Below are 22,175 nucleotides of genomic sequence, written 5' to 3'. Positions count from 1 at the left end.
GCTAAAGCGGCTGGCATCAAATCAGGGGAAGGGGACTAGGCCGACATCGAGCAGTCGGCGAGATGGGTCGCACGCGACCCTCCCGAGGCGGACCGCGCTCTTAGGCGGCCAGCATCGTCTCCTCGTCAAGGCTCGAAGCGTAGAAGCGCTCGATGAGGCGGAGGTTGAGTTCCTGCAGCAGTTCGCCATCGCCGAAACGAACCGGCAGATTCCATACCACGCAGTCGCTGGCCTCACGCCGAACCTCTTGCACCAGAGCATCTGCGGCTGCCTCCGCCTGGTCTAGAAGATTCATGAGCGCCGCCTCCAGGACCTCCGTTTGGACAGCCAGGCCCGCCGTGTGAACCACCGGCAGCCCAACGCGCAGGCGGGCGTAGCTGGCCTCCGGCGTCGTGACCCGCTCGGCGTGCATGGACAGGTGGACCAGGGCGACGCCCGCCACTCGTCCGCTCGGGCGCTGGACGGTTGCCACTGCGCGAACCAGAATGCCGGCTACATCGTCCTCGTTGACCGTCAGCTCGCCAGCTTGCTGGTTGGCCAGACGCCGAGCGGCCTGGGCCGTGAACGGGCCTTGCTCGGTGGCCAGCGAGTCGACCACCATCTCTGACCAGGCAAGGGCTTGCTGCTCACTGGGGAAATCGGGCAGGACCATCACCAGGTCCGGATTTCCGGGCGCAGAGGGAGAGGGCAGTTGAAGTTCGGTGCGAAAGGCGAGCACGGTGGCGGTCATGATGAGGTCCGTTGTGGGTTTTTTTGGATGTCGCGGGGCTTATTCCCCGCAGTGCCGAAAGTCTAAAAGTCATCGCTAACCATCCCAACGGCTTTCGCTACCCAGTTGTGAGCATCCTCACATCCGCCTGCAATCCGCTCGGGCTAACCCCGTGACGCATTTCACGGTTCCGAGCTGACGCTACACAAAGTAAGACCAACTAATTAACCAGAAACCATGAAGCAGGACACCAACATGCAATCTGTCAGCACCACTCTGCAGGACATCCTGAAGAGCCCCGAAAACGAGCAACCGGCGCTTCTGGCAGCCGTGCTCGACAAGTTCCCGCAGCTCTTTCGCGTGTTGCGCTCCCTGAACGTCGACGAGCTGATAATTGCGCCGGCCGAGGTCCCCGAGGGCGCCGGCTTCCTGGTGGTCGCCGACACAGAGACCACCGGAACGGACAACACGACGGACGACATCATCGAGCTCGGCATGGTCGAGGTCGCCTACGACCGTGAAATCGGCTACATCTATGGCGTGACCCGCGTCTTCAACGAGCTCGAGGACCCGGGCCGGGCGATTCCGGCCCAGGCGGCCGCGGTCAACGGCATCACCGACGAGATGGTCGCCGGCAAGCGCATTTCCGACGCGGAGGTCGACGCATTCGTCAAGGACGCTGACCTGGTCATCTGCCACAACGCGAAATTCGACCGCACGATTCTCGAGCGACGTTTCCCCGTGTTTACGACGAAAGCATTCGCCTGCTCTCAAAGGCAGGTGGATTGGCAGGCCGGAGGCATCACCGGCACGAAGCTGGACTACATTGCGATGTGCCTGGGCTTCTTCTTCGAAGGTCACCGTGCCTCCGTGGACTGCCTGGCACTGGTGAAGGTGCTGAACACGCCCATGGCCGGCTTCGACGGCCAGACCCCGCTGCAGCGGATTCTCGAGACCTACAAGCTCGAGGCGCGCCGTATCTGGGCCACCGGGGCGCACTTCGACTTCAAGGACCTGCTCAAGAAGCGCGGCTACCACTGGCATGACCCCGCGAACGAACCCGGTGCCGAAAAGGCCTGGGCGATGGACGTGGCTGTCGAGGACTTCGCGGCTGAACTCGACTGGCTCAAGGCCGAATGCCTGTATGGCAAGGGGCTCAGCATGCCGGTTGACCGAATCGACGCTTACAACCGCTTTACGTCGCGGCGCACTCCGATGGAGCGCGCGTACCGCTGATTAAAAAAGGGCCGCTTCCATGCGGCCCTTTTCTTGTGCGCAGGCGACTGGAAAGGCCTCAACCCAGCCTCAGCCTTCGGTCGAGCTCGTCTAGGTGCTCGGCCGTGAGTGCAATGCGGGGGTCCGTTCTGACCAGGAACGGGCAGCTGGGCGCGAATAGGCTGCCGTCGTCGTCCAGCGCAGCGAAGGGTCTCCGGACGCGCGCGCTCTCGCGCAGGTAGTGCTCAATCTCCGCTTGGCGCTGGTACCGGAGCGCGTCGGGCAGGTCTGGCGTCACGCCGACCACGCGCGGGTGGAGCTGCTCGCTCGCGAAACAGTCCCGAAGCTGCGCCAGGCTGCTTTCGAGCCGCCAACTCGACGAAATCACGATATCGACGCTCGGTCGTGCGAGGAGCCACGCTTCGAGCAGCGGCATGCGCTCAAACGTGCCATTCATGTTGCGGTGCACGACACCGTCGAAGTCGAGTAGGAGAGTTGAATTCATTCCTCCTATAGCGTTCCGCGCCTGGCTAACGATGGCTAAACAACATGCCTAGATTCAGGCATTCCAGGAGCATCGAATGCGCGTTTTCGCCCTGGCCGTACTGTCGGCCGCCCTTTTCGCCAGTCCCGCCTTCGCGTCCGACGACGCCGACGGCAAGCCTTTTACGCTGAAGGTGGAGTCCCCGGGCGTCCCTGAGCGCGGCACCATTCAGACCGATGTTGCTGCCAACCTGGACGGCAGCGCGGCAACCCCGCGGTCCGCCCAGCCACAAGTGGCAACGGCTCCGGTCACTCCTGCGCCGCAGGATGTGGCTCCCGCACCATTGGGTCTGCCGCAGATTGCTGGCACCGTAGGGGCACCGGGGCAACCTGCCCCCGTCCCGGCCCTCCCGGCCGCCACGGCCGCCGCGCCAGCGCCTGCTTCCGAGGCCCAGCCTGGCGGCGTACAACCGCCCGCTGCGGCGCCAAGCCACACTGCCCTGATTCCGGGTCAGCCTGCCAAGGTCTACACCACGCTCGCGGCTGCGGCCGAGGCGGGCGTGGACCCCTTGAACGAGCGGACGCTTACCGTGACTAAGCACCGTGATGCCGAGGAAGACGACGTCGAAGCCGGCTTCAACTGGCGCGACGCCAATGCCTACCTGACCGTCCTCAGAGCGAACGAGCAACTCGCCAAGCTGTGCGGCCTTGGTTTCTTGGGCGCCATCCTGCTGTTGTGGATGGTGCGCCGTCGTCGAGGCTGAGCCGGCTGTGCTGCTGACGCGCGACTACCTAGTCAAGCTTGGCGCTGGCTTTGCCGGCGGCGCGCTGTCGCTCGCGCTTGCGCACTTCATGGCCCCCAGCGTGGCGCTGATTCTCCCCAAGCCGCCTACGCCCGTGCGGGTGTCCGTGAAGGCTCCCTCCGCGGCACCAGTGGCCGCCGCGCCAGCCCCGGCACCCAGCTCGGAGAAGGAACTGAGGCTGAAGTCGGACAAGCCTGTCGAGGCACCGAAGCCGAAGCTCAAGCCGCGGCCGAAGCCGCCCGCCCCGAAGCCCGCGCCAAAGGTCGCGGAGGACGCTCCTCCCGCCCCCAATGTGGCCATTCCGCCCTCGGACCTACCCACGCTGTCTCAGCCCGCATTTCCGCAGGCCGTGCCGATTGCAGCCCTTCCCAATCTGCCGGCCATGGCAGCAGCGCTCGAGGAAGCCCCTGAGGCGCCTCCAGAGAGCCTGCCTGAAGGTCCGCGCGCCAAGATGTATCCAGAGGAGCAGGGCGGCAACGTGTTGGTGCTCGGGTTGCTCGTGAACGACCAGGGCGTCGTCATCGACTCCGACATCCTTGTCAGCTCATTCAAGCCTCTGTCCGATATCGCCGTCGCCTGGGCGTCCATCGGCCAGAAGTGGACGAACTTGCAGCCGCCGCTCAACCCTGGCGAAACACGCTGGATTGAGCTGCGCATCCCCTTTGTGCCGGACACAGACCGGCTGAAGACCCTTCCCTAAATCCAATCCGGAAAATCCATGCAACACCTCGCCGCTTCCATCGACTACCTTCTGTATGCACTTGTCGCATTGACGTTCGCGGTCATCATTTACAAGGGCGCTATCCTCTATGCGCCAGGCTTGGCGGGCATGAAGGCGCCCGCAAGTGCTGACAAGGCGGACATCGATGAACACGTTGAAACGCTGGAAAACGGCATGGCTCTGCTGGCTGTGATGGCCAGCGCGGCGCCGTTCGTCGGCCTCGCAGGTACCGTGTTGCACATCATGCAGGCGCTGTCGCGTCTGTCTTCGGCCGCCATCGACATCACGCTCATCAGTGGTCCCATCGCGACCGCGTTGAACTCCACCTTGGTCGGGTTGTGCGCGGCCGTTCCGGCACTTGTCGCGTACAACCTGATGCAGCGCCGCATCCAGGTGCTGCACAACCGCCTGCTGCGCGCCGCCAACGAGGAGGCAAGGTGAGCGTGGCTGATACCGTCGTTCTCCCTCCCGTAACCGTTGCCGGCTATGAGCTGAACTTCTTTTGCGACTTGGCCGGGGAAGGCGCCGCGCGCGATGTCGTTGCGACCCTGCAGGCCTGGTGCCGCCTGCACCGCCTCGAGAGCGCCGAGGTGGCCAAGCTGGGCGTCGCAGATGAGGACGGCTGGTACGACCTGGCCCGCCAGTGGATGCTGGAAGCTCGGCGCGACCTGACGTCGTGGAATGCCTGCACCCGAGCCATCGCCGCAGCTCGGGAGCCCATCGACCGGATGGGCGCCGCCGGCGGCCAGCTGCGCTACTTCCTCGCCACCTACGGCTGGATTCAATTCACCCCCGCCAGATGACTTCCAACCGCCAACAACTCGCCGCTATCAACGTCACGCCCCTGGTGGACGTGCTGCTCATCCTGCTTGTCATCATGATGTTGGCGATGCCCATGTTCGTGAAGAAGCTCCCCGTGGACCTCCCACAGACGAGCCTGAGCGGTGCCCCCTCAGTTGCCCAAAGCCTGTCGGTGTCGCTCCAGGAAGACGGCAGCCTGATGCTGGACAGCAGTCCCACGACGCTGCAGGAGCTGAAAGCGCGCATTACGCCCACGGTTTCAGTGGAGCTCTCGGTGGACCGCGCAACCACCTACGAGAAGATTGCAACGGTGATTTCCGAGCTTCAGGCGGCGGCGCCAAAGGACATAGCCCTCCTGACCCGATGAGGGCAGGGCCTTATCTGGCAGGCTTTAGGGGCTTAAAGCCGAGCCGTTCCATCGGAGTGGAAAGCAGTTGCGGGGTAGACCAGTAGTCGCTCCACGGGTCCTTCGTCCTCGTCGATAGCTCGTCCGCTGCGTTTGCCACCGTCCAATGGGCGCCACTCGTCAGAAGTGGCAGGTCATCCCAGTCCACAGTCATCGAGACGCCCAATCCTGGCCGGGCCCTTGCCGAAAACGCCGCTACGGTGGTGGCCGCGCGATTGTTCCGGAGGTAGTCGACAAAGAGCCTGCCAACGCGATTGGACGGGCCACTCTTGCTCACGAAACGCGAGGGAATCGCGCGAGCAAGGTGCTCGACGATGGCTTGGGAGAATCCCTTGACGACAGCCACCTCATGGACCGGGGCGAGGGGCACGAGGAGGTGCAAGCCTTTCCCGCCACTTGTTTTCAGCCAGCTTTTTAGCCCCAACTCCTGAAGCATCAGCCGAACCAGGGATGCGTCCTCCTGCACGTGCTCCCAGCTCGTTCCCTCACCGGGGTCGAGGTCGAAGACCATCTGGTCTGGCCTGTCGATATGGCCGCTTCGGGAATTCCAGGTGTGAAGCTCGATGACATTTGCGCGCGCAGCGCTCCACAACGCTGCCTCGCTGTTGACGACCATCAATGGGGCATGGCCTGGCCACAAGCTCGGCTCGAGGAGGGTCAGGCCCCGGACTGCCGCGGTATCGGCATGCTTCTGAAAAAATAGTTCTCCAGTTACCCCTTTCGGCCCCCGAAGGAATGAGCAGGGCCGGTCTGCCAGGTGAGGCTGCATCCAATGTGAAACGCGTTCGTAGTGGAGGACCAAGTCCAGCTTGGTGAGCCCCGTCGTGGGGTCGATGATTCGGCCAGGATGGCTGACCGGGCCACCCCTCACCGTAGCCTTTGACGGGCTCCCCGCGGCATTGGGCGAGTTCGCGGCGCCCTGGGGCTCCCGGACGACCTCTCGAGCGGGTTTGTCATCCCGCAGCCCACGATAGGACGCGTGGCGGATTTGCCCGCCCGGCGTCCATTCGGCGAACTCTACCTCGGCGACCAGCTCCGGGCTCACCCAGCTGACCTTTCCAGTGGACGAGTTCTTGGACCATCGGTCTGGCTTGGGCGCGCCGCCGACAAATGCAACCTTGGGCGTCACCAGCTTGCTTAGCCGGGCCCGAAGTTTCACGGCCTCCTTCGCCGACCAGCCCGTTCCCACGCCCCCGGCGGACTTGAAGGTGCCGTCGGGGCCGTAGACGCCAAGCAGCAGCTTGCCGACCTGAGAGGCGTCATCCGTCCTGGGTATAAAGCCGGCGATGACGAATTCCTGGCGCAGCTTGCATTTCAGCTTCAGCCAGGTATCAGTCCGGGCGGAAACATACGGGGAGTCCAGGCGCTTCGCTATGAGGCCCTCCAGCCCAAGGCCGCACGCCGATGCGAGGATTGAGGAAGGGTCGCCTGGGAGGCTCGAACAAAGTCGCACGTGCTCCTGCTCGTTCGTCTCGAACAATGCGGCCAAGGCCGTGTATCGGTCCTCGTGGCGCGCCGCTCGAAAGTCCCAGCCATTCAAGAACGGCAGCTCGAACACGAAGTACACCAGGTTGGCGGACTTTGCGCCTCGGTCAAAGGAGTTCTGGAGGGCGTTGAAATCCGGGGTCCCCTGGGCGTTCAAGCTGACGACCTCGCCGTCCAGCCAGGCGCTCCCGATGTTCATTGCTTCCAACTCTGCGATGAGGGCCGGCATCTTGGCGCTCCAGTCGTGACCACCCCTCGTGATAAGTTTTGCCCTGCCGTTTTCGACGCGCGCCATCATCCGGTAACCGTCCAGCTTGATGGAGTAGCTCCAGTGAGCCCCCGGGGGAATGCGAGTGGCGAGAGTAGCCAACTGTGGCGCCAGCGAGGGCGGAAGCTCGGAGGCAACTGCGCCTTCGATTGGCGGCCGGTCGGGCTGGGGCCTGGTTTTGCGGGCGGCGGGCATGCGGAGAATTTTCCACCCCGCGCGGTGCCCCAGGTTCACTCCGGTTGCTCGCGTCACCGTCGGACCGCGCCTTCAGCCGACTTGGCCATTGGCCGGCGGCGCGCCCTCTGGGGGCGGGCACTATGTGTGGTGGGCACCGTGCCCGTACGCCTGGAGACAAGTAATGGCTGACGACAAGACGAAGACTGGCGGCCAGGACCGCAGTCGGATTAACGTAAACGAGGACTATGAGCTTCGTGACTGGTCCGCCAAGTTTGGGGTGAGCCCCGAGCAGCTCAAGGAAGCCGTGAAGGCGGTAGGCCCCATGGCCCAGGACGTGGAGCGCCACCTGAAGGGGAAGGGCGGCTAGGCAGACTCGCGCTGCCAAAAAGAAGCCGCTCAAACCAGAAGGTTTGAGCGGCCAGCAGAATCACCTCAGGAGAGGTGTGCGCGCAGCTGCGTCAGACGCATGCGGCACATGTCGAGCAGAGGATTGCGAACATCCCCGAACTCGCGTACCTTGTTTTCGAGGTTCGTGCGCAGCGTGAAGAGTTCACGTCGGCTCGAAAGACGAAGCTTGTCGAAAAAGTCGCCTTCTTTGGCGATTTCCTTCAGGAACGGCTCGGGTTGGCGAGCGTTGTTGTTGGCAAACGGGAATTTGGCAATGGCGTGGCTCATGGGGTCGCTCCTCAGATGTTGACAGTGGTCCTAGGGGTGACTGAAGGGGAAGTACTTCAGACAAGACCTATAGCGACCCACTTGAAACAGCCTCGCCTGCCGTTTAAACTCGCGCCCCGTTCACCAGGAGGCCCATGCTTTTTCACCGCCGCGTCTTTTCACTAGGCTCCCACGACGGCATTCCTGTGCTTGTGCGCCGCGCCCTTGTAGACGGGCGGCTGCCGTACGTAGTGTTCAGGGAAGAGGTGGAGAGCCCGTTCCGCGGCGCGCTGCGCGCGAACTTCGAGAGCGTGGCGACGCAGTACTACCTCGAACTCATCGTCCGCGGGCAGCAGCGGCTAGGGCCGCACCTGCATTTCGTGCACGAGCGGCCGCTTTGGTCGAACGGGGTGGTGACGTTCTCAGCCGAATGGAACGAAGTCAGCATGGAGCTAACCCCGACTGGGTACCGGCGTGGCCGGTGGGAACCGGTCCCGCCTGAAGTACTGGCTCAGCTCAGTGCAGAGCTCCAGCCACCGCGTGTCGTGAGCTGAACCTGCCGCCCGCGAACGGCAGGCCGATGTCGGCGCACATCCCCTCGACGACGCGAAGCAGTTCGGAATCGGCCTCGAAATAGGTGAAAGGCGGGATGAGGATGATGTGACCGTCGTCTTCGTGGGGCAGCTTGCCGACAATTTCTGCGTAGCCCGAGACGTCGAAGCGCACGCCGACCTCCACATTACCGTAGGCCTTGCGGCTGTTGGCGAGATTGGCCTGCAGCTCGACGAGTGCCGGGCCATTGCAGCGAAGGTGCATCTCGGTAATCGTGTGCGGGATGTGGCTCACCACGGACTCCACTTGGACACCTTGGGACACCATCGAAGCCTGCACGACACGCGCAAAGGTTTCGCCCGGCCACAGTACGGTGCGGTTGAACACGGAGGTGGTGCCCACCGGCAAGCGGCAGGAGACCAGCATGAACATGGTCACGCTGCGATACGCGTCCAGCTCGGAATCCAGCATGAGCGGCAACGGCTCGAGCCGGTCTTCACCGCTTTGCTCGGCCTGGAGGACCATCCTTCCGAGCTTTCTCGGACCAATGACCTGGAGGTCCTCCCGCTTGAAAAGCTTTGTCGACGCGCGCAGGATGCCGTGGGGGTTGCAGTAGCCAATGGCGTCCAGTTCGCCGATGAGCGCCTGAGCGTCGATAACCTGGCCCTTGAAGGATACGTGCTGCGCGAGCGCCTCGGGGGCGAAGGTCACGGTGAAGGGCACCGCAAACAGCCACAGGAACTCGGGGAAGCTGCCATCCTCTGCTGGCAAAGGAATCTTGTCGTAGATGGCGCTGGTGCAGAACTCCAGCGTGCGCAACCTGCGCAGGTCGCCCTTGCTCGCCTCCAGGGCCTTCTCGACCAACCCGTCGAATCGGTCTGCCGAGTGCAGCATTTCCGTGTGCAGCGCGTCGTAGCAGGCCTTGATTGCTCCCATCTGTCGTCCCCCGTTTCGAGCCGTGGCGGCTTCATCGAGGTGGTACAGGAAATCGGGACGGGACGAACGCATTGACTTTTCTTTCTGATGGACCTAACTGCGGCGTGCATTTTAAGTCCATAGTTTAAAATGGTCAATGCGTTTTAGGCTCACGTGCAAGCAGCGCCGCCGCGAGACGGTCCGCGCCGTCGTTGAACGCGCGCGGAACCAGGCGCACCTCGAGGTGATGGAATTCCCCGGCCATTCTGAGCAGCTGCGCCTCCAGCACGCAGAATTTGAGGGCAAGCTTGCCCTGGAAGGCGCGCAGCACGCCGAGCGCATCGACGTGCAGGCGGGCCCTGCGGATGCCCGCGGCAAGCATGGCGTCCAGGCACAGCAGTGCCGCCTCCAGCTCTGCTTCCAGTGCGTTGGTGGTGTGCGAAGCCTGAGCTGCCTGGAGCGCTGGCGTGCCGACAGCACCGTGCACGAGGAAGGCAACCGCTGCGCGACCACCGCGCACAGCGCCGTCGCTCCACGCAAGATGCGCGGGCTGTGCGTCGGGCGAACCAAACCGCACAAAGGGGACATTTTCGGCCGAGCGCATGCCCAGTCGCTCCCGCAGTTGCATTCGGACCAGGTGGAAGCCTTCCTTGGCCAGCGCCCGTTGGTGGCGGCCGGCCGCCCCCGCTTGTCGCAGCTTTATCAACGTGAAGGCCTGGGCGAGCTTCGCGCCCAGCACCACAGCGTCATAGGGTCTTCCGCCCACAATGCGCTCGTACAGGTCAGTGGTGAGCTGCTCGACACTGGATTCCGTCATTCCGCGCCGGGCTGTCCGCCGGCAAGCACGGTAGGCGGACCAGACATGTGGCTGGTCAAGGTCGTTGAAACGAAGTAGCTTGCCGAGGAGCTGGGCAAGAGGGTGGGCTTGAAGCGCGCGTGGGAGCCGCGCCATGGCAATCCTTGTGGATGAGAGAAAGGGCAGGGCGTTGCGCCCCTCTCGTATAGCCAGGAGTCCGAGGCGTCCAAAAGAAAAAGAGCACCAGGAGGTGCTCTTAGGAAGAAGCTCAGGCGAAAGCGTGAGCCTTGTGCTTGGCGTAGCCGCGCTTGTGCAGGGCCTTACGGTTGCGTTCAACGCGAACACCAGGCTTCATGGACATGGTCTTGGGAGAGAGACCTTGTTCACGCATGGCGGCGTCGCGGACTTGGGCTTGGGTGAGCCTGATTTGCAGTTGCATAGGGGCCTCGAAAAACGTAGTTGAACTCAGCCCTATAGCGACGATGTCGGAACAGGGACGCGGGCCTAGGAACTCCGACGCATGGGCGGGGCGCGCGGCGCGGTCTGCGGTATTTGAGGGCGCCGCTTACTTTTCCGCCTTCGGGGGAGCGGTGTCGGCCAGCATGGCCGTACACCAGGGGGTTGGAACTGCCTCCCGGTAGCATGCCTTGCCGGCGGGGAATGACAGGGCCGCGAGGAACAGCCCCGCCCAGAAGGCGGTGTGCTCCCAGTAGGTCCACTTTCTCGCCTTGCCGTTGAGCCACGTTGCGCCCCAGGGGCCAATTTCTGACTCGAGGAACGCGGCGGACGTACCGCTCGTCACCTGCGTCAGGCTGCTGGCGATTACGCCGCCAGCCATCCCGGGCCATCCCGGCGATGAGAAAGCAAATGACTGCGAGCGAGGCCAGGGTGCCGGACAGCGGTAGCACCGGCCCGCCCGCGAAGGTGAGCCCAACTGCGGTGAGGTATGACGCTGTGAGCGTCAGATAGGCGCCGATATGGAACTTGGTGTAGTCGTACAGCCGGTCGAGGCTCTTGTTAGGGTCAAGGTCTACGGCGGCAGCTTGCAGTGCTGAGGAGGGCGCCGCCGGACCCAAGGAGAGCGCGGCAGGACTCGAGGGCGTGGGAGCAGTTCCGGTTGGGGACATCGGGCCTCCGTGGCTAGGGTAGTGGCGGCGCTCGCAACTGTGCCTTGGGTTCGTGGGTTCGACAATCCCCTACCAGGAACGATGCGAGCTTCAAGGGCCAGCGCGCCGGCGCTCTCCCCGCTCGATGCACTGTCCCCGCTCGCAGCAGTGACTCGCAAACCGCAGAAAGCGCCGCACCAGCAGAAAGGGAACACCGAGTGCAAAGACCAGGCCGCTCAGAACACCGAACCCCATGCTCACGTCCGCCACGGCCGAGCTCCCGGCTGCGGTCATCCCTGCCACTAGGGTGGGTGCCAGCAGGGGCACCATCACTGCAGCGAGGAGGATGAAGGCAGGAATGGTAAGGGCCAGCCACCAGAGCGACGCGGCGGTGGGGCTGCCTGACTTTGCGGCGGCCGCGCCAGGCGCCGGGCCATAGATGCGTTCCATCAGCCAGTCGCGGTAGCCGAGCCAGAAGAAATGGAAGGTGCAGGCGATGAAGGCGGTTTCCCGGGCATTCGCTTTATGGGTTTTCAACATGATGTGCAAGGCTCGCTATAGAAGTCAGGTCAACTGAAATCTTTAGCGATGAGCATTCATACCCTCAATCCAATGAACGAACGCCGATACAAAACCTTCCAAGAGCTCAAGGCGAAAGCCGACGGCGACTGGCCGTACATCCTCCAAGAGCTGGCCCCTGAACTGGCCGACGCGATGGACAAGGCGCCGCACCACGTGTCGTGCCCTATCCACGGGGGCACGGATGGTTTTCGGCTGTTCAAGGACTACCCGAAGACTGGCGGCGGCTACTGCAACACGTGCGGCCCCCAAGCGAACGGGTTCGCCATGGTCGCATGGGTGCGAGGTATCTCGTACAAGGACGCAGTCCGTGAAGTCGCCCAACTCCTGGAAGGCGAAGCCGCGGCACCCGTCGTGGTACGTCGCCCGCCGCCTCCGAAAATTCCCGACCTCGTCGACCCCCGAAAGGCGTATGGCCGCATCCGGCAAACCTGGATGGCCTCCACGACCCTGAAGGACACGCCGGCGGAGAAGTACCTCGCCGCGCGAGGCATCTGGCTGCAGAACATGCCAAACACGCTGCGTGCGCATCCGCGTATGCCGTACTACGACAAGGTCGCGAAGGCCATCACCGGCTGGCATCCCTGTCTCTTGGCCCCCATCAAGGACAGCCAGGGGCGCATTGCTTCGCTGCACCGAATCTTCGTCAGTCCGACAGGCGGCAAGGCCGACGTGCCCGAAGCCAAGAAGATGATGTCCGCCTGCCATCCTCTGCCCGGGGCAGCCATCAAGTTGTTCCAAGCAGGCGAAGTGCTGGGAGTCGCCGAAGGCATTGAGACCGCACTGGCAGCTCACGCCATCTCGCGCATGCCTGTGTGGGCCTGTGTGTCGGCCACGTTGATGGAATCGGTCGAAATCCCGGCGTCCGTCAGGAAGGTCGTCATCTGGGCTGACCTGGACCGCAGCGGTCGCGGCATCAAGGCTGCAGAGAAGCTGTCGGCCCGTCTGCGCACCGAAGGCAAGGAAGTCGAAATCTGCGTTCCGCAGGGCCCGATTCCTGAGGCCGTCAAGGGCGTCGACTGGCTCGACGTCATGCTGACGGCCGGACTGGAAGGCTACCCACCTCAATGGCAGAAGTGGTCTCCGCCGCCGGAGTACCGCAAGGCCGCTTAATCCATTCTTCAAGAGCTCCCTCCCGGGAGCTCTTTCTTTGCCAGGCGCGGGAGCGCTTCAGGCCAGGCCGGCAGCCACTGCTGCTGCAGCCACCTCGGGGCGCAACGTCCATACCCACTCGGCGCCCTGTCGCTCGCCGTCCGCAAGCGCAAAGGTGTAAACCGGCAAGCCCTCTCGGGGGCTCTCTGGCAGGTCCGTCGGCACCTCGCCGTACAGCAGCCAGCCCAATCGCCCATAGTGAAGATTCGCTGCCTCGTGGCCCTTGTATTCAGCGGCAGCGGCAAGCTCGGTCGCGGTTATCCGGCGGTCCTTTGCCTTCACGTGCGCTCGCAGCATGGCTCGCTGACCATCATGCACGCGCGGTTCGATGCGGCGGAACGCGGCGGTGAGCTCGCCTACTTCCGGGACCAGTCCGTTGCGTGCTCGAGCCTTCTCAGCCAAGCGCTGGGACGTCCAGGCCTGTACCTGCGCGAAACAATCGTCCAGGTTGGCGCCCTTGACTGTGAGCGCCTTGGCTCCGTTGGTGTACACCACGCCGAAATACTCGCCCTCGTAGAGCAACGCAACGAGCCTGTAGGGACCCACCTCGTCACTCTTTGCGGTCTCGTTCATGCGTAGCTCCTCTGTAAAAAACTTCTTCTGTCAGGCTATCAGGGCCTGAACCAGCCGAGCAGGTCGAACGCCTTCGCCAGTTCGTGGTGCATCACCAGCTGAAACTCCCCGCCCTTGGGCTGCATGGGGTTGGCCAGACCGATTGCACTGCTGTAGAACGGCTCGGAGCTTCCGGGATTCGGGGCAAAGCTCATCTTCAGCGACTCCCCCAGCTTGCGAGCAAGCTTGCCATAGAGCACGTTGGCCAACCGGTACGACTTACTCGTCCGTGCTCCCTCCTTGACCTGGGCGGCAGCATTGCCGAGCTCCGTGAAGGTGACCGTCCGGTTGTGCGCCCGGAAGTGCCTCTCAAGCATGGCTCGGCCCATTGCGCTGACGCCCCCTTCCTGTTCGAGCTGGAGGAGGGCTGAGGCATAGCGGTCCGCGCTGGGAACCTCGAACCTCATCACCTCGGCCTCGACCTTTTCACGGCGGGTCGCCAGTCGGAACACCTTCGAGTGGTCGGTAGGCACCCCTCGCTCTGTAAGGAACGAAGCGATTTCGCGCCAGGTGTGACCCTTCTCTCGGAGCGCTTCGATAGCTTCCAAGTAGAGCTCAAGCCCCTCCTTCGGGGCGGCGGCCAGGGCGTCGTTGAGTATGGTGGTAGGGCTGGGCATCGCGCACAGCTTACACCAGGCCGAACAGAATGCAACAGCGTAAACCAGGCTGCAACAAAATGGACTTCCTCGCGGGGCTCCCGGGCGGCCTGGGCGGAAAGCGCCAAGCACAGCCGCGCGGCTAAAGCCCGTGACTACAGGCCAGGTCCCCTCAACCGCTACCAGCCAATGCAAGTCCGTCTCATTGACGCCAACGCGCTGGGCTTTGCCCAGTATTTCATCGGGAAGAAAGCAGGCCACCACGACACGCACGCAGTTCGTGGCTTCCTGGAGCACGTGCGCTCCCGCCTGCACTTCTCGCAGGGCGTAGTGAACCTTCTCCTGTGGGACGGCAGGGCGCAGTGGCGCTACGACCTCCTGCCGGCGTACAAAAGCTCGCGGCACAAGACGCCTGAGCAGCGCGAGGCGCGCGAGACCTACGAGCCACAGCGGCCGCTCATCCAACGTGCGTTGAACTACTTCCCCGTGATTCAGCTTCTGCATCCTGGCGCGGAAGCGGACGACCTGGCATTCGGCCTTGCGGGACAGCTGGCGGCGCAGGGGCATCTGGTCGACCTGTCGACCTCGGACACGGACTGGCTGAGCCTCGTGGCAAACCGGGTGCGCTGGGTGAACGCCAAGAAGTTGACGCAAGTCATCGAGCTGGATGGGTTCTTCAAGGCAACCGGCGTGAGTTCGCCCCAGCTCTACGCCCACGCAAAGGCGATGGCCGGGGACACGACCGACGACATTCCTGGCGTCGAAGACGTGGGCCTCAAGCGGGCGGCGGCGCTCCTCGCGAAATACGGAAGTCTGGAGGCCGCGCTCACCGCGGCGGAGGACCTGCTCACCTTCGGCGCGGAAGCGAAGTACTACCAGGGCCTGACCGACGCGGACGTGCGTGAGAGCGTCCGCCGCAACGTCAAGCTGGTCGACCTATCGGCCGGCCCGGTGCTCCAAGGCTCGGACATCCGAACTACGGTCGGCCAACTCGACGAAATGGAGCTCGCAGGGCTCTTCGACGAACTGGGCTTTGCAGACTACCTGACCAACTGGAGCTACTGGGGTCGCCCCCTGTCCAAAGAGCTGGAGAAGGCCGATGTACTTTCGGTTCAACGCGCCATCTCCAACATCCACTTTAGCTGGACCGCGAAAAGATAAACGGCTGGACTAGACCGTATCACCCATTATTTGCCCCTTGGAGCACACATGAAACAAATGCCCGGCTTGCTGAGCAAACTTTCCCAAATGCAAAAGCGCATGGAAGCCGCTCAAGCCGAAATTGCCGCGATGACCTTCGAAGGCACCGCAGCCAACAACCTGGTCACCGTGACCATCACCGGCGCCGGCGAGCTCAAGCGCGTGAACTATGACGCCAGCCTGAAGAGCGAAGACCTCGAGACCCTGGGCGACCTGGTCGTGGTGGCTGTGGCCAATGCCAATGCGAGGAAGGAAGAAGCGTCGAAGGCCAAGCTGGGCAGCCTGGCCGCCGGCCTGATTCCCTTTGGCATGAAGGTTCCAGGCCTGGGCTAAACCAAGGGCTAGAAGTCCTTTGAAGGCCCGCTTCGGCGGGCTTCTTCATTTGCCTGAACGAAAAGGGGAGAGCCGGAACTGCGTTATAAACCCATCCCCTTTACTAAAGACTAAACTCTACGTAAAATGCATTGGCGCATGCCGGCGTTTTAAGGTTCGATGGCCAGTCCTTCTTCTTCCCAGCCCACCGAGCAACTGAGCGGTGTGGTCAAAATCCTCACGTACGTGAACCCCGAGAACGGCTATTTCGTCGCAAAAGTCGATGTGCCGGGAAAGGGCGAGCGCACGGTGCTCGGTACCGCCCCTGTCATCAACGTGGGCGAGCTCATCAGCGTGCGCGGGGCCTGGGGAAGCTCGAAATGGGGCCCGCAGTTCAAGGCGGTGGAGGTAACCCTTTCGCAGCCCACGATGCTCGAAGGCATCGTCAAGTACATGTCCAATGCCATCCCCGGCATCGGCAAGGGGTTCGCCCAGAAGCTGGTCGACGCGTTCGGGGAAGACGTTTTTGACGTCATCGAGAACCACCCGGAACGCCTGAAGGGCGTCAAAGGCATCGGCAAAAAGCGCATCGACTCGCTCATCGAGTCGTACGCCGAGCAGAAGGCGACGCGCGAAATCATGGTTTTCCTGCACAAGGCGGGCCTGTCTACCCTGCGAGCAAAGCGCATCCTCGACAAGTACGGCGCCTCGGCGGTCGAGAAAATCAAGGCGAACCCGTACATCCTCTGTCAGGACATCTGGGGCATCGGGTTCAGAACGGCCGACGAAGCAGCCTTCAAGCAAGGGATTCCGCGGAACAGCGAGTACCGCATCCGTGCCGGCGTGCACTACGTCCTGCGCGAGGCCGAGGGGCAGGGCAGTTGCGGTCTGCCGGTGGAAGTCGTTCGCGAGAAGGCGAGCGAACTCCTGGGTGTGGACTACGACGTTCTCAGCACCTGCTTCGAGCAGGAGGTTGAATCCGAGAGCCTGATTCGCGATTTCTCAGGCGGGGTGGAGTGCCTGTTCTCCCCGCGAACCTACAAGGCCGAGAAGGCGGTGGCGGACCTACTCCTGAAGCACGCCAAGCGTCCGCTGGCCCATACGGTCAAGGACATCGACGTCTCCATCCTCTCCGTCGAGATGGACATGCACATCACGCTGGAGGACGCTCAGCGCGATGCGGTTCGTGCGGCGCTGCTGTCTCAGGTATGCGTCATCACAGGGGGTCCCGGTACCGGCAAGACGACCATCACCCGGGTCGTTATGGAGTGTCTCCAGGCGGCCGGCATGAGCCCGCTGCAGCTGTGCGCGCCCACCGGCAAGGCAGCCAAGCGCGCGGCCGAAGCCACGGGTTTCCCCGGCCAGACGGTGCACCGCACGCTGGAAGTCCAGCGGGACGGTACGTTCAAGTTCAACGAGAAGAATCCGCTCGATGCGGACGTCCTCGTGGTCGACGAATCTTCGATGGTGGACATCTACATGTTCCTGTCCATCATCCGCGCGCTCGCGCCGCACACGCGCCTCATCATCATCGGCGACGTCGACCAGCTGCCTTCCGTGGGTCCGGGCAAGGTGCTGGGCGACATCATCGACTCGGGCGTGCTGCCCACGGTGATGCTGCGCCAGGTATTCCGCCAGGCCGCGAAGAGCCAAATCATCCGGAACGCGCACGCCATCAACCGTGGCGACATGCCGGAACTGAGCTATCTCCAGGACTCGGACTTCCACTTCTCTAGCATCATGCCGCGGGACCCGAAGAGTGAAACCGACAAGGAGAAGGCGCGCTCGGACATCGAGAAGGAAATCCTTCGCCTTGCCCGCGACATGTACAAGCTCGGCTACGACCCTATCCGTGACGTCCAGATTCTGGCGCCAATGCGGCGCGGCAAGCTCGGCGTGCTGGCCCTGAACGTTCAGTTGCAGGCATTCCTGAACCCGATGCCTGAAAAGCAGGTCGAGTTCAACGGGACCAAGTGGTGCACTGGCGACAAGGTCATGCAGCTGCGCAACAACTACGACAAGAACGTCTTCAATGGCGATATCGGCTACATCTCAGACGTCGATGCCCAGACCCGAACCGTCATGGTGGAGTTCGACGCGGTTCCGGTCGTCTATAGATTCCAGGACCTGGACGAGCTGGCGCTTGCCTACGCGTTCACCATCCACAAGAGCCAAGGCTCGGAGTTTCCGGTGGTCATCATGCCGCTCGATACCAGCCACTACATGATGCTTCGACGTAACCTCGTGTACACCGGCGTGACCCGAGCACGGAAGTTGTGCGTGGTCGTCGGCCAGCCAATGGCCATGAAGCTGGCGGTGGAGCGCGCTCAGAAGGATGAGCGTTGGACGCGCCTAAAGGAATGTCTCATGAAGGGGCTGCCCGCAGAGATGCGGCGAGAAGAAGCGCTTGCTGCATAAGTTAGCTGGCTATACCGAGGGCAACTACCAGCCCCGGAAATCCATGACCTCCAAGCGAAGCGGCAAGCTCAAAATCATCAACCTCTTTGGCGCACCAGGAGTGGGCAAAAGCTCCGTCGCTGCCGGCATCTTCTGGCTGATGAAGGCCCAGCACTGCAGCGTGGAGCTCGTGAGCGAGTATGCGAAGTATCTGGTTCTATCCGGGCGAAAGTGGCAGTTGACCGAGGAACAGGTCTACCTGTTTGCCAAGCAACATCACAAGCAGTTCGTCATCGAGCGCTCGGGTTACGAGTTTGGGGTGACGGACAGCCCGTTGCAGCTCTGCCAGTTCTATGCCCCGAGCAAGTACTTTGGCAGTTTTGAACCCCTCGTCGACGAGGCATCGGAAGCCTTTGAAAACATCAACTTCTTCGTTACCCGCGACCTGGAAGCGGGCCATTTCGAGGAACGCGGGCGGACGCAGGGTCGCGCCGAAGCGCTAGAAGTGGAGCGACAGATGCGAGCCTTCCTGGCACGGAAGAACATCCCCTACACGGAGCTTCCTGTCGACATGCTGGCGCCGTGGCGCGTTGTGAGCAGTTTGAACATTGGCCAGCCGCCGGTGCCAGAGTTTGCCGCCTTTGGGCTGGAGACCTCCTGCATGACGGAACATAAGCCGCTCTTGGTCATGACCTACCTGTTGGCTGTCGACGGGGACGGGTCGCCCTGGGCCACGCTGGAGCGCTGCACCAGACGAAAGAGCGCTCAGCCGGACCGTTGGGCCGTCCGAACGCCCTGGGGCGGCTGTCTGAACAAGGACGCCATCTTCGAGTACGAGCCGTCGAGCTCGAGCCGAGATGCCGCGTTTCTCGCCCGGGCCAGGTTTGACACCCCTGAGCAAGCCTTAGACGTTTGGCTAAAACACTATGCACATGAGCGCATGCAATCCGAATATGACATCCGAGGTATCCGCCTTGTCTGACAAAAAGCCGCTCCTAGAGCGGCTCTTTTCACTCGAAAACTTCCTGCAACTGGTGGGCGTGGTCGGCGGACTATGGGGCAACTACCTAATCAACCAGACCAACGCCGCAGGATTTGTACTGTGGCTACTGTCCAACACTGCGCTCACCTGCCTTCAGTTTCGGACCCGTCTATTTGGACTGGTTGCGTTACACATGGCCTATGTTTATTTATGCTTTCAAGGTATCGCTAGTTGGGCCGAAAAAGCGCCGGCGTCCCTCTCAGCTTGGGTGCCTGCGTGGCTTATTTTCGTCTCGCGGTTTGTCGCATAGCCGCGGCGGCGATAATCTCAGGTTAAGTTGAGTTGCCGGGTACTGCCCGTTTAGAGTGTTCGCTTGCTAGGTAACATATTTGAGCCAAATATCCGCTTCGGAACTACTGCAACTGGCCCGACTAGGGCTCAGCCCGGGCCCCGAAGGTGGGCGCCAGGACGCATTCGCTCTGCTTGCAGAGTGCGTCGAAGACTTTGTTGTCAACGACCGCGACCTCGCCTATGTCGTGTTGAAGGCGCGCTCAGAAAATGTGATTCTTGCACAGTATCTCCAGCGCGTTATCCGGACGGTCTCAGCCGAGGAAAACGTCCCGGCGGCCACAGACAGCTGGCGATTGATTCTCGGCGGCATCGGCGTGCTGCTGCCGCCCGGCTTCGACTTTCAGGTCGACCAGTGGGCGAGGGCCATCGAAGGGTTGGAGTCCAGCCTTTCAACCCTGTGGGCTGACCAGACCCACAACGTGACCGTCATGCCGGAGGCGAGCCCCGTCGAAAGCTTCTACAAGCTACGGCCTAAGGCTATTCGCTCCGGCCTATTGCAACTTTTCAGTGACAAATGGGCTGACGCCTTCCACCTGGGTGACGTGGCACCTGCTGAGGCGTGGTCCGCCTTCGTGCTTCCGTTCGTTGTCGCCGTGGAAGTTGAAAGTGCCCAGAGCTTCGTACGTAACGAACTTGCGCCTCGCGCGCCGACGCTCGCGCTATCCGGGATAAAGCACCGGTTTGAATCCCATTTTGACCTTGGCTCTCCGGGCGCCAAAACCCCCTTTCTGTTGCCTCCGGTGGATTGGGCGAACCTGTTCTCCTTCGTGCGCGGGATGCACTTTCGCAAGGCCGTGCGCGAGCTGGTGACCGACCGCCCGGAGGCCTCCAACGATTGGGTGCTGAAGTTCGACGCCCCGACCCTGCGTTTAACGAACTTCAAAGCGCGGATAACCAAAGAGTTCCTTTTCCCTGAGGAAACACCGGCGGATGTTCGGCAGATTGCAGCTGCGCCTGCAAGCCAGCTAGGCATCCCGTACGTGGACGGCACCAAGGCCGACTAGCTCCGTTTAAGCACAAAAAAGCCGCGCATCTCCCGACGACAGCGCCACGGCTGCGGCCTCGGGGCGCTCAAAAACCTCAGCAGTTCTAGGCCTTTGCTCCGACCCTGGCTACACGTGTCAGGACAATAACTGGAGCAGACATGCAGACCTTTCTCGTTGGAGGCGCAGTGCGCGACCTCTTGCTCGGCCTTACTCCCAAGGACCGCGACTATGTGGTGGTCGGCGCGACCGCCGAGTACATGCTCGACTGTGGATTTCGCCCCGTCGGCAAGGACTTTCCGGTCTTTTTGCACCCCCTGACGCAGGATGAATACGCGCTCGCGCGCGTGGAGCGCAAGACGGCAGCCGGCCACACGGGCTTCACGGTCTCTACTGAGAACGTGACGCTCGAGCAGGACTTGAGCCGTCGAGACCTGACCATCAATTCGATGGCGATGGCGCTCGGGGGCGACCTCATCGACCCCTTTGGGGGCAAACGCGACCTTGAGATGAAGGTACTTCGCCACACGTCGGGCGCCTTCCTGGAAGACCCCCTGCGTGTGCTGCGCGTGGCACGATTCCAGGCTCGGTTCGGCCCCGATTGGTGTATCGAGAACAGCCTGCTCATGACGATGCATGGGATGGTCGCCGCAGGCGACCTGGCGGAACTGCCGTTCGAGCGAATCTGGGCGGAACTCAAGCGCGGCCTCATGGAGCCACATCCCGACTGCATGGTGACGACTTTGCTTGGGCTCGGGCTTCTAAGTGGCCCGAATGCGTTCAAAGGCATCAGCGTCCGGCCGGACTACGTGGAATCGCTTCGGCGCGCGGTAGCCAGCGAGGCAGCCCTCGAGGTTCGCTTCGCATGCGCCTTCCGGCTCGACAGCGACCAGGTTTCGGGCAAGCTGCCAAAAGACGTGACGGACTTGGCGCTTTGCGTGCAGCGTGCCGAGCAGGCCGAGCTTCGCCAATTCGACAGCCTAGTCGCCCAGCGCCAACTGGCGTTGCTCGAGGGGCTCGACGTGCTGCGCCGCCCGCAACGGGTGGAAGCTACGGTGCAAGCGTTGCAGTTGATGCACACGTTCGGTGCCGACGGCTTTCGCGCGTCTTGCGATGCACTCAGGAACATTGACTTCCAGGGCTTGGCCCAAGGGCTAGCCGGACCTGCAATCAAGCACCGCATCGAGCAGGAGAAGCTCGCCGTGTTGATTGCTCGCAAGGCCATGGCCGCTGCCGCCTGAAAACTCGTTCTTCGAAGCGTCCGACCCCTCCGTCGGGCGCTTTTTCTTTGCCTAGGCCAGAAAAGGCGACGCCGGTTGAGCACCGGCGTCGTTGAAAAGGGGAGAAGAGGAGAAAGGGTCTAGCCGAACAGGGACGTGCGCATTTCGAGGTCTGGCTCGCGATAAGCCGCTGACTCGCGCACCACGCCGGCGCCGAACAGGCCTGTAAGGACCTCGAACGCGACGAATCCATGGTGGTTGAAAGGGAAGCCGCTTGCCGCTGCGTAAGCCACAGTGATGCACGTGACCAGCGTCGGCAAAACGAGGCGCCGGAATACCTGCAGGCTGGGGCGTGTGAAGACGGCGCGGCCGCCCCTCAAGTAGATGAAGAGCAGGCCGACCAGCATCACGACCGTTGTGTGGCCCGATGCCTGGTAGCCGCAACATACCGCACTAGCCCCCCACAACGCGACGGCGGGGTACCACTGTAGCCGAAGCAGCCGGCTTGCGAGCTCATACCGGGAGTGAACGGAGGCCATGCGGTCATCGCCAACCATTTCACCGGTCGCCGCGATAACAGCCAACACCGTCGCCAGTATGAGGAAGGTGCCTGGAGACAGAAATGTGTTCATCGTAAAGTTTTCGTTGAATGTTGTCCTGCACCGGTATAGCGACCGAACGGAACCCACTGGCAGTTGAG

General features: G+C 62.6%; 28 protein-coding genes. 16 read left to right on the top strand and 12 right to left on the bottom strand.

Annotation, left to right across the window (positions count from 1 at the left end; genetic code table 11):
• Nucleotides 1–100: 100 nt before the first annotated feature.
• Entirely contained in the window at nucleotides 101–730 is a 630-nt protein-coding gene (locus tag G3W89_RS28675) for a hypothetical protein (RefSeq protein WP_162571093.1), read from the bottom strand.
• Nucleotides 731–964: 234 nt separating this feature from the next.
• Here G3W89_RS28675 and G3W89_RS28670 point away from each other — a divergent pair, with 234 nt between their 5' ends.
• On the top strand, nucleotides 965–1,945 hold the full coding sequence (locus G3W89_RS28670; RefSeq protein ID WP_162571094.1) for a 3'-5' exonuclease: 981 nt from the start codon (nucleotides 965–967) through the stop codon (nucleotides 1,943–1,945).
• A 58-nt stretch (nucleotides 1,946–2,003) separates the two neighbouring features.
• Here the strand turns inward: G3W89_RS28670 and G3W89_RS28665 are convergent, their stop codons facing one another.
• On the bottom strand, nucleotides 2,004–2,429 hold the full coding sequence (locus G3W89_RS28665; RefSeq protein ID WP_162571095.1) for an HAD domain-containing protein: 426 nt from the start codon (nucleotides 2,427–2,429) through the stop codon (nucleotides 2,004–2,006).
• 76 nt (nucleotides 2,430–2,505) lie between these two features.
• Here G3W89_RS28665 and G3W89_RS28660 point away from each other — a divergent pair, with 76 nt between their 5' ends.
• From G3W89_RS28660 to G3W89_RS28640, 5 genes are read left to right on the top strand one after another with little or no spacing between them, the layout of a single operon-like run.
• The gene (locus G3W89_RS28660; protein ID WP_162571096.1) at nucleotides 2,506–3,171 is read left to right on the top strand and encodes a hypothetical protein; all 666 of its coding nucleotides are present in this window, start codon (nucleotides 2,506–2,508) and stop codon (nucleotides 3,169–3,171) included.
• A gap of 7 nt (nucleotides 3,172–3,178) precedes the next feature.
• Nucleotides 3,179–3,910, top strand: coding sequence for a hypothetical protein (locus G3W89_RS28655; RefSeq protein WP_162571097.1), 732 nt, complete (start codon nucleotides 3,179–3,181; stop codon nucleotides 3,908–3,910).
• Nucleotides 3,911–3,928: 18 nt separating this feature from the next.
• The gene (locus G3W89_RS28650; protein ID WP_162571098.1) at nucleotides 3,929–4,372 is read left to right on the top strand and encodes a MotA/TolQ/ExbB proton channel family protein; all 444 of its coding nucleotides are present in this window, start codon (nucleotides 3,929–3,931) and stop codon (nucleotides 4,370–4,372) included.
• Between the two features lie 2 nt (nucleotides 4,373–4,374).
• Nucleotides 4,375–4,734 carry a hypothetical protein gene (locus G3W89_RS28645; protein ID WP_162571099.1) on the top strand — a complete coding sequence of 120 codons (360 nt, stop codon included), beginning with the start codon at nucleotides 4,375–4,377 and terminating at the stop codon, nucleotides 4,732–4,734.
• Entirely contained in the window at nucleotides 4,731–5,099 is a 369-nt protein-coding gene (locus G3W89_RS28640) for an ExbD/TolR family protein (RefSeq protein ID WP_162571100.1), read from the top strand. The genes G3W89_RS28645 and G3W89_RS28640 overlap by 4 nt, the downstream gene beginning before the upstream one ends.
• A 10-nt stretch (nucleotides 5,100–5,109) precedes the next feature.
• Here G3W89_RS28640 and ligD read toward each other — a convergent pair whose 3' ends face one another.
• Nucleotides 5,110–7,086 (bottom strand): DNA ligase D, encoded by a 1,977-nt coding sequence (gene ligD / locus G3W89_RS28635; RefSeq protein WP_162571101.1) that lies wholly within the window; start codon nucleotides 7,084–7,086, stop codon nucleotides 5,110–5,112.
• A 163-nt stretch (nucleotides 7,087–7,249) separates the two neighbouring features.
• Here ligD and G3W89_RS28630 point away from each other — a divergent pair, with 163 nt between their 5' ends.
• Nucleotides 7,250–7,435 carry a DUF3606 domain-containing protein gene (locus G3W89_RS28630; RefSeq protein ID WP_162571102.1) on the top strand — a complete coding sequence of 62 codons (186 nt, stop codon included), beginning with the start codon at nucleotides 7,250–7,252 and terminating at the stop codon, nucleotides 7,433–7,435.
• A 65-nt stretch (nucleotides 7,436–7,500) separates the two neighbouring features.
• Here the strand turns inward: G3W89_RS28630 and G3W89_RS28625 are convergent, their stop codons facing one another.
• Nucleotides 7,501–7,743 (bottom strand): hypothetical protein, encoded by a 243-nt coding sequence (locus G3W89_RS28625; protein ID WP_162571103.1) that lies wholly within the window; start codon nucleotides 7,741–7,743, stop codon nucleotides 7,501–7,503.
• Nucleotides 7,744–7,877: 134 nt separating this feature from the next.
• Between G3W89_RS28625 and G3W89_RS28620 the strand changes: the two genes are divergently transcribed.
• A complete protein-coding gene (locus G3W89_RS28620) occupies nucleotides 7,878–8,276 on the top strand; it encodes a hypothetical protein (protein WP_162571104.1) in 399 nt (132 codons plus the stop codon).
• Here the strand turns inward: G3W89_RS28620 and G3W89_RS28615 are convergent.
• The 5 genes from G3W89_RS28615 to G3W89_RS28595 form a co-directional block, all read right to left on the bottom strand.
• The gene (locus G3W89_RS28615; RefSeq protein ID WP_162577694.1) at nucleotides 8,239–9,138 is read right to left on the bottom strand and encodes a hypothetical protein; all 900 of its coding nucleotides are present in this window, start codon (nucleotides 9,136–9,138) and stop codon (nucleotides 8,239–8,241) included. The genes G3W89_RS28620 and G3W89_RS28615 overlap by 38 nt on opposite strands.
• 205 nt (nucleotides 9,139–9,343) lie before the next feature.
• Entirely contained in the window at nucleotides 9,344–10,141 is a 798-nt protein-coding gene (locus G3W89_RS28610) for a reverse transcriptase-like protein (RefSeq protein WP_162577693.1), read from the bottom strand.
• 112 nt (nucleotides 10,142–10,253) lie between these two features.
• Nucleotides 10,254–10,424 (bottom strand): hypothetical protein, encoded by a 171-nt coding sequence (locus G3W89_RS28605; RefSeq protein ID WP_157103369.1) that lies wholly within the window; start codon nucleotides 10,422–10,424, stop codon nucleotides 10,254–10,256.
• A 126-nt stretch (nucleotides 10,425–10,550) separates the two neighbouring features.
• A complete protein-coding gene (locus G3W89_RS28600; protein ID WP_162571107.1) occupies nucleotides 10,551–10,823 on the bottom strand; it encodes a hypothetical protein in 273 nt (90 codons plus the stop codon).
• Nucleotides 10,824–11,202: 379 nt separating this feature from the next.
• Entirely contained in the window at nucleotides 11,203–11,640 is a 438-nt protein-coding gene (locus G3W89_RS28595) for a hypothetical protein (protein WP_162571108.1), read from the bottom strand.
• 39 nt (nucleotides 11,641–11,679) lie between these two features.
• On the opposite strand from G3W89_RS28595, the gene G3W89_RS28590 reads away from it, so the two are divergent.
• Nucleotides 11,680–12,783: a DUF7146 domain-containing protein gene (locus tag G3W89_RS28590; protein ID WP_162571109.1), complete on the top strand. Its 1,104-nt coding sequence runs from the start codon at nucleotides 11,680–11,682 to the stop codon at nucleotides 12,781–12,783.
• 57 nt (nucleotides 12,784–12,840) lie between these two features.
• Here G3W89_RS28590 and G3W89_RS28585 read toward each other — a convergent pair whose 3' ends face one another.
• Both G3W89_RS28585 and G3W89_RS28580 read right to left on the bottom strand, forming a co-directional pair.
• A complete protein-coding gene (locus G3W89_RS28585) occupies nucleotides 12,841–13,395 on the bottom strand; it encodes a hypothetical protein (protein ID WP_162571110.1) in 555 nt (184 codons plus the stop codon).
• A gap of 38 nt (nucleotides 13,396–13,433) precedes the next feature.
• Nucleotides 13,434–14,051: a hypothetical protein gene (locus G3W89_RS28580; RefSeq protein WP_068673747.1), complete on the bottom strand. Its 618-nt coding sequence runs from the start codon at nucleotides 14,049–14,051 to the stop codon at nucleotides 13,434–13,436.
• 168 nt (nucleotides 14,052–14,219) lie between these two features.
• Here G3W89_RS28580 and G3W89_RS28575 point away from each other — a divergent pair, with 168 nt between their 5' ends.
• The 7 genes from G3W89_RS28575 (at nucleotide 14,220) to G3W89_RS28545 (ending at nucleotide 21,496) form a co-directional block, all read left to right on the top strand.
• Nucleotides 14,220–15,191: a 5'-3' exonuclease H3TH domain-containing protein gene (locus tag G3W89_RS28575; protein WP_162571111.1), complete on the top strand. Its 972-nt coding sequence runs from the start codon at nucleotides 14,220–14,222 to the stop codon at nucleotides 15,189–15,191.
• A gap of 48 nt (nucleotides 15,192–15,239) precedes the next feature.
• On the top strand, nucleotides 15,240–15,563 hold the full coding sequence (locus G3W89_RS28570; RefSeq protein WP_068673742.1) for a YbaB/EbfC family nucleoid-associated protein: 324 nt from the start codon (nucleotides 15,240–15,242) through the stop codon (nucleotides 15,561–15,563).
• 159 nt (nucleotides 15,564–15,722) lie between these two features.
• Nucleotides 15,723–17,960 (top strand): SF1B family DNA helicase RecD2, encoded by a 2,238-nt coding sequence (recD2, locus tag G3W89_RS28565; RefSeq protein WP_068673740.1) that lies wholly within the window; start codon nucleotides 15,723–15,725, stop codon nucleotides 17,958–17,960.
• A 43-nt stretch (nucleotides 17,961–18,003) separates the two neighbouring features.
• Nucleotides 18,004–18,921 carry an AAA family ATPase gene (locus tag G3W89_RS28560; RefSeq protein ID WP_162571112.1) on the top strand — a complete coding sequence of 306 codons (918 nt, stop codon included), beginning with the start codon at nucleotides 18,004–18,006 and terminating at the stop codon, nucleotides 18,919–18,921.
• Nucleotides 18,914–19,231 carry a hypothetical protein gene (locus G3W89_RS28555; RefSeq protein WP_146039466.1) on the top strand — a complete coding sequence of 106 codons (318 nt, stop codon included), beginning with the start codon at nucleotides 18,914–18,916 and terminating at the stop codon, nucleotides 19,229–19,231. Before G3W89_RS28560 ends, G3W89_RS28555 begins: the two co-directional genes overlap by 8 nt.
• Nucleotides 19,232–19,310: 79 nt before the next feature.
• Complete coding sequence (locus G3W89_RS28550; protein ID WP_068673735.1) at nucleotides 19,311–20,276, top strand: hypothetical protein; 966 nt, start codon at nucleotides 19,311–19,313, stop codon at nucleotides 20,274–20,276.
• 140 nt (nucleotides 20,277–20,416) lie between these two features.
• The gene (locus G3W89_RS28545) at nucleotides 20,417–21,496 is read left to right on the top strand and encodes a hypothetical protein (protein WP_162571113.1); all 1,080 of its coding nucleotides are present in this window, start codon (nucleotides 20,417–20,419) and stop codon (nucleotides 21,494–21,496) included.
• A gap of 119 nt (nucleotides 21,497–21,615) precedes the next feature.
• Here G3W89_RS28545 and G3W89_RS28540 read toward each other — a convergent pair whose 3' ends face one another.
• A complete protein-coding gene (locus tag G3W89_RS28540; RefSeq protein ID WP_162571114.1) occupies nucleotides 21,616–22,107 on the bottom strand; it encodes a hypothetical protein in 492 nt (163 codons plus the stop codon).
• Nucleotides 22,108–22,175: the final 68 nt, after the last annotated feature.

Source organism: Variovorax sp. PBL-H6 (genome assembly GCF_901827155.1).
In the GTDB taxonomy this organism is placed as follows: domain Bacteria; phylum Pseudomonadota; class Gammaproteobacteria; order Burkholderiales; family Burkholderiaceae_C; genus Variovorax.
This window is presented reverse-complemented; position numbering and strand designations above follow the sequence as displayed.

Excerpts from the sequence above, each read along its gene's own strand:
- G3W89_RS28675 (WP_162571093.1), bottom strand. The coding sequence starts at position 730 with ATGACCGCCACCGTGCTCGCCTTTCGCACCGAACTTCAACTGCCCTCT.
- G3W89_RS28670 (WP_162571094.1), top strand. The coding sequence starts at position 965 with ATGCAATCTGTCAGCACCACTCTGCAGGACATCCTGAAGAGCCCCGAA.
- G3W89_RS28665 (WP_162571095.1), bottom strand. The coding sequence starts at position 2,429 with ATGAATTCAACTCTCCTACTCGACTTCGACGGTGTCGTGCACCGCAAC.
- G3W89_RS28660 (WP_162571096.1), top strand. The coding sequence starts at position 2,506 with ATGCGCGTTTTCGCCCTGGCCGTACTGTCGGCCGCCCTTTTCGCCAGT.
- G3W89_RS28650 (WP_162571098.1), top strand. The coding sequence starts at position 3,929 with ATGCAACACCTCGCCGCTTCCATCGACTACCTTCTGTATGCACTTGTC.
- G3W89_RS28640 (WP_162571100.1), top strand. The coding sequence starts at position 4,731 with ATGACTTCCAACCGCCAACAACTCGCCGCTATCAACGTCACGCCCCTG.
- ligD (WP_162571101.1), bottom strand. The coding sequence starts at position 7,086 with ATGCCCGCCGCCCGCAAAACCAGGCCCCAGCCCGACCGGCCGCCAATC.
- G3W89_RS28630 (WP_162571102.1), top strand. The coding sequence starts at position 7,250 with ATGGCTGACGACAAGACGAAGACTGGCGGCCAGGACCGCAGTCGGATT.
- G3W89_RS28625 (WP_162571103.1), bottom strand. The coding sequence starts at position 7,743 with ATGAGCCACGCCATTGCCAAATTCCCGTTTGCCAACAACAACGCTCGC.
- G3W89_RS28620 (WP_162571104.1), top strand. The coding sequence starts at position 7,878 with ATGCTTTTTCACCGCCGCGTCTTTTCACTAGGCTCCCACGACGGCATT.
- G3W89_RS28610 (WP_162577693.1), bottom strand. The coding sequence starts at position 10,141 with ATGGCGCGGCTCCCACGCGCGCTTCAAGCCCACCCTCTTGCCCAGCTC.
- G3W89_RS28605 (WP_157103369.1), bottom strand. The coding sequence starts at position 10,424 with ATGCAACTGCAAATCAGGCTCACCCAAGCCCAAGTCCGCGACGCCGCC.
- G3W89_RS28600 (WP_162571107.1), bottom strand. The coding sequence starts at position 10,823 with ATGGCTGGCGGCGTAATCGCCAGCAGCCTGACGCAGGTGACGAGCGGT.
- G3W89_RS28590 (WP_162571109.1), top strand. The coding sequence starts at position 11,680 with ATGAGCATTCATACCCTCAATCCAATGAACGAACGCCGATACAAAACC.
- G3W89_RS28585 (WP_162571110.1), bottom strand. The coding sequence starts at position 13,395 with ATGAACGAGACCGCAAAGAGTGACGAGGTGGGTCCCTACAGGCTCGTT.
- G3W89_RS28580 (WP_068673747.1), bottom strand. The coding sequence starts at position 14,051 with ATGCCCAGCCCTACCACCATACTCAACGACGCCCTGGCCGCCGCCCCG.
- G3W89_RS28575 (WP_162571111.1), top strand. The coding sequence starts at position 14,220 with ATGCAAGTCCGTCTCATTGACGCCAACGCGCTGGGCTTTGCCCAGTAT.
- G3W89_RS28570 (WP_068673742.1), top strand. The coding sequence starts at position 15,240 with ATGAAACAAATGCCCGGCTTGCTGAGCAAACTTTCCCAAATGCAAAAG.
- recD2 (WP_068673740.1), top strand. The coding sequence starts at position 15,723 with ATGGCCAGTCCTTCTTCTTCCCAGCCCACCGAGCAACTGAGCGGTGTG.
- G3W89_RS28560 (WP_162571112.1), top strand. The coding sequence starts at position 18,004 with ATGACCTCCAAGCGAAGCGGCAAGCTCAAAATCATCAACCTCTTTGGC.
- G3W89_RS28545 (WP_162571113.1), top strand. The coding sequence starts at position 20,417 with ATGCAGACCTTTCTCGTTGGAGGCGCAGTGCGCGACCTCTTGCTCGGC.
- G3W89_RS28540 (WP_162571114.1), bottom strand. The coding sequence starts at position 22,107 with ATGAACACATTTCTGTCTCCAGGCACCTTCCTCATACTGGCGACGGTG.